Below are 4,658 nucleotides of genomic sequence, written 5' to 3'. Positions count from 1 at the left end.
CAATCGTTCACATACAAACTGCCAAGTCAAACAGGAGGAGCTATGCGGTTGTACCCCGATGACTTCGCCAACTACAACAACAGCGGCATTATCACACTGGAAAACGACAAGGTGGTGCTTGAAATGGCAAAAGCATACGCCAACTCGTATACCGGCATAGGACATGGAGAGATCCACGAGCCTCAGTCGGCTTTCATTGAATATGCGCTTACGAGCAACGAAACCTTGACTGATGACGCCAAGTTTTATCGCGTAAACACATTTGCAAGCCAACAGAATTGGGGTGGAATATATGTGGACCAACACAAATGGGTTGCACTGAGCAATAAAGATGTCAATCAAACAGGTCTGTTCACTGGATATAATGAGATCTACCTGCACCTGCGCGCGACAAGCATTACCGGCACAAGCTCAGGAGGCTCCAATGAATCGGATCCGAATTCGGAACTATATACCGTCAGCGATGTGCTGACTGTGAAGCTTGTGCGGAAGGCGCCGGGTGCTCCGGGGCTGAAGCTCAATGTAGAGGGTGGCGCCAAGGGCACGTGGAATGACCGCGGCGGTGTGGCGAGCCTGAGCTATATGGGCAGCAGCTCGATAGTGGCAACAAAGAGCAGCCCCGGCTACTCGATAGAGTATTGCTTCGTGGCAGCCGAGGATGGCAAGCCGTGGCCGGGATCGGATCCGGGCAACGCGCCGATCACAGAGATTCAGAATCAGGATCAGACAAGCGTCATAGCTCTCGGCAGCAGTGGAGCGGACGCCGGCAAGGCGGGACGCCTCTACGTGAGACAGAACGACAAGGCCCACACTCTTCCGGGCGAATGGGCCATGCTCGACGTGGAGCCGATCCATGTGGATGACTACAAGCTCAACGACCTGAACGCGCGCCCCGCACAGCAGGCTCTGGTGAGACTCACACAGGACGACGCCTACGGAATGAAGGTGATGGGCGTGTATGAGACCGACGCCGCTGCCGTCAACAGCAAGAAGACCTACTACGTGTATCTGATGGACCAGTTGGGCAACCCGATAAAACTTGTGGTCAACGCACAGTCGATGCCGAAGATACTGGAGGAGTATGCCGACACCGAGGGTGGCACTAAGACGCGCCTGATCAAGGGCGACGTGATAGGCCGCATATATTACCACAGCATCACAGGCGACGGGAACAAGATGCCCGAGATATGGGTGACTCCCGGTTCGGAGGACTATACAGACTATCTGCCGGCGAGTGAAGCCACAGAGGGATGGGCGACTGTGGGCAAGGCTCCGGCCGACATACTGGAGCAGCCAACCGTCGGCGTAGACAACTTCAACCGCAAGATGCGTCTGCGCTCGCTGACATGGCTCGGCAGCAACCGCGTGCGTACCGCCGACGGCACCGAACTGACTCTCTACAGCCGTCTGAAGGTGGAGGGCTACGACTTCCAGGATGATATGGAAAAGGTGGCCGCCATAGCCGACAAGGGGGGCACTAAGCTCTTCGCCGCCACCGGTTTCGTGGGTCAGCTCAACGGCCAGCTCGCTCTGCTGACCACGGAGAATACCCTGCAGTGCCCCGGCACTCCCAATCTGTCGGCTCCCAACCCGATCAGCGGGCAGCCTGACGCCGACGGATTCGTAGCCGTCAACGCCATCAGCGACGAGGTGAAGCTCACGATCACGGGCAACGCCCACGGCGAGTCGAAGTTCTGCTGGGCGTCGAACGAAGAAGGGAACAACACCCAACCGATCACAAACAACACTCTGACCATAAAGCGCCCGACCGGCAGCAACAACACAGTGAAGCGCGTGATCTGGAGCGAACTCAACGGCATGAAAAGCCTTAACCCGGCCAAGGTGAAATTCATATTCCACACGCCGGAGAAGGTAGCCTCGATCGAGGAGTTCAAGACCAAGGAATTTGCCAACTTTGCCAACCCTGATGAGGGGCAGACCGAATACTACCAGATGACCGGCAAGGCCATCGTCGAGGAGATCACTCCGGAATATCTCTATGTGCGCGACTACAACGACAGTCCCATGGCCGAGCTGATCGAGGACGAGCACATGCACCGGATGCTGATTCACAACTCCAACGGCTGGGATGTCCTCGTGGCTGATCCCGCCGGCGGCGAGGCCCGCCCGCTGCAGAAAAACGACGTGATCACCGGCTTCGCGATACACCCTCAGCACAAGAACGGCAACCTGCTGAGCGAATCGACAGGCTTTGCACGCACTTTCAAGGTGGATAAACACGACGCCGCCTACAGCTTCGCCCCTGAAGAGATCCAGGCCGCTCCGACCGACAACTTCTTATTCGAGGAAATCCACCGCATGCGCCTGGTGACACTGAAGGGCGTGGAGGTGAAGCGCACCACCAACACCGGCGCCGACCGCGAGGAGTATCCCTACAACTACACTCTGCAGATCGACGGCACGCCGCGTATGAGGATGGACGTGTTCCGCCGCTCGGGTTTCGCCGAGGCCTACGCCGAGAACACCGGCTTCGATCTGACGGGCGTGGTGCTTCTCGACTCCGACAACGGCACCGACAAGACATTCTCCTTCGCCCTGCTGAGCTTCGAAGGCTCGGCCAAGGTGGCGATGCCGGAGGTGTATCTCGACGGAATCGCCGACAAGACCCTGACGGAGCAGCCGTTTGTGGCCGGCACAATAAAGATGGATGCCGTGAAGTTCACTACCGACGGAGCCGCCATCAATGAGTCGGAGGATAACAAGGTGACGATCCACTATTCGATCGACGGCCTCGACCCGCTTCAGAATCTCGGCTCGCGCCATGAATACGAAGAGGGCGCCGACGAGCTGAAACTCGCCGACCACGACGTGGAGATACGCGCCTTCGCCTCCTATCCGGGCATGACTCCGAGCGACGTGGTGGTGCGCCGCTTCCGCAAGCAGAGCAACGACGTGCAATATATCCTCAATTTCCTCAACACCGCCCGCGAGGGTAACGCCTACCGCTTCACTTCAAGCGTCAAGGCTGTGGCCAAGGGTGGCGACTACCTGTTTGTGGCCGGAAGCGTGGGCCACTACCTGCCTATCTACCGCGAGGGCGGCTGGGGCAACATGGCCGTAAAGCCGGGACAGTATCTGAAAGGATTTACCGTGGGCTACAAGGTGGACGAGTACGGCAACCGCATGGCCGTGGCCACCGGCTATGAGCATACGTTCGGCAACGTGGCCGATGACGGCGAGAGCGTAATCAAAGCCACTCCCGACGAGGTGAGCAGCATATCGGCCGCCAATGCCCGCCGTCTGGTAAGGATAAGCAACGTCCGCGTCAACGCGGCCGGCGGCAGAAGCGGGGAATGGACCATCACCGAGCTGTCGGACGGTCAGACGCATCCGCTGATGGCGGGTCTGCTGGGCGAGGTAGAGGTGACCGACGCCGAGGGGAATCCCACGGGCGAGACGCTTCAGGACGGCGAGACGTACAACATCACCGGCTTCGTGATGCTCGGCGAGCTACGCACCGTGCCCTCCGACCCGGAGGATGCCGACAGCGAGCCGACTGTGGAGTCGACCGTGGAGTTCTGGCCGATGAGCGCCGTGCGCGTGACCCGCTCCGCTCCCGTGACCGCCGAAATGACCAATCTGGCTGAAGAACCCGTGACCGACGAGAACGGCGACATACGCGCCACGTTCAACGGCATGACCGAGGTGAGCCTCTCCACCACCGGCCACAACGCCACGATCTACTACTGGCTCGAAAGCGAGGAGACGGACGAGAGCAAGGCTACGTGGTACACGTATCAGCGTCCGTTCATAATCACCGGCCAGGAGAAGATCCACGCCAAGTCGCAGGCCGAGGGCATGGCCGAGAGCGACCACACTCACGTGATACTCACTCCGGCGACGATGAGCGGCGACGTGGAGTTCAGCGTCAACGCCGAGCCGGGCATGACCACTGTGACCATCACCGCTGCCGCCGGATCGGAGATATGGTATTCCACCGGCACCGCCGGCTGCGACAAGCGCTACACCGCCGGCCAGAAGCTGACATTCGAGGAGGAGACGATGCTATATGCGTGCGCCAAGGCTCCGGGCATGGGCCGCGGCCCTGTCAGCCGTATGCTGGTGATGGTGAAGGAGGCTACTCCCGACGACATCGAGACTACAGGCAACAGCCTGCAGTTCAGCCAGGAGGTGACCGAAGAGGGCTTCGTGAAGGTGACGATCGAGGCTGTGACCCCGGTGGCCGGCGGCACTATCTACTACACTACCGAGGCTGGCAAGAAGCTCCCCGGCGAGGGCGTCAGATATGACGGTCCGGTGGTGATGAAGGAGAGCGGCGTGATCATCGCGGTGATGGTGATAGGCGGCCGTCCGGCAAGCCAGACCTACGAGACCAACGTGTGGGTGGTGCCTGTGGTGACCGGCATCGAGGACGTGGACGCCGATCGTCAGGAGTCGGTGCGTGCCGAGGGCAACGACATCGTGGCTCCGGCGGGTTCGGAGGTGTATGACATCGCCGGACGCCGCGTGCGGCCGACCGGTCTTGCAAGCGGTATCTACATCGTGCGCACTCCCGACGGCAAGGCCGTGAAGGTGAGAATCTGAACGATCATCCTATAGACGGAGGGCGCTGTGCCGATGGGCACAGCGCCCTCTGCGTTTTTCAGGGGGGCTTACAAAGGTCGGTGGTCTACGAC

The 4,658-nt window shown here is 59.9% G+C and carries 1 protein-coding gene; it reads left to right on the top strand.

Annotated features, from left to right (window positions below):
- The first annotated feature begins 42 nt into the window (after positions 1–42).
- Positions 43–4,566 carry a hypothetical protein gene (locus tag C5O24_RS10875; RefSeq protein ID WP_107681818.1) on the top strand — a complete coding sequence of 1,508 codons (4,524 nt, stop codon included), beginning with the start codon at positions 43–45 and terminating at the stop codon, positions 4,564–4,566.
- The last annotated feature ends 92 nt before the right edge of the window (positions 4,567–4,658 follow it).

Source organism: Paramuribaculum intestinale, from assembly GCF_003024925.1.
Classification (GTDB): domain Bacteria; phylum Bacteroidota; class Bacteroidia; order Bacteroidales; family Muribaculaceae; genus Paramuribaculum; species Paramuribaculum intestinale.
The sequence above is the reverse complement of the archived record's forward strand: the minus strand, read 5'-3'. Positions and strand labels throughout refer to the sequence as shown.

Excerpts from the sequence above, each read along its gene's own strand:
- C5O24_RS10875 (WP_107681818.1), top strand. The coding sequence starts at position 43 with ATGCGGTTGTACCCCGATGACTTCGCCAACTACAACAACAGCGGCATT.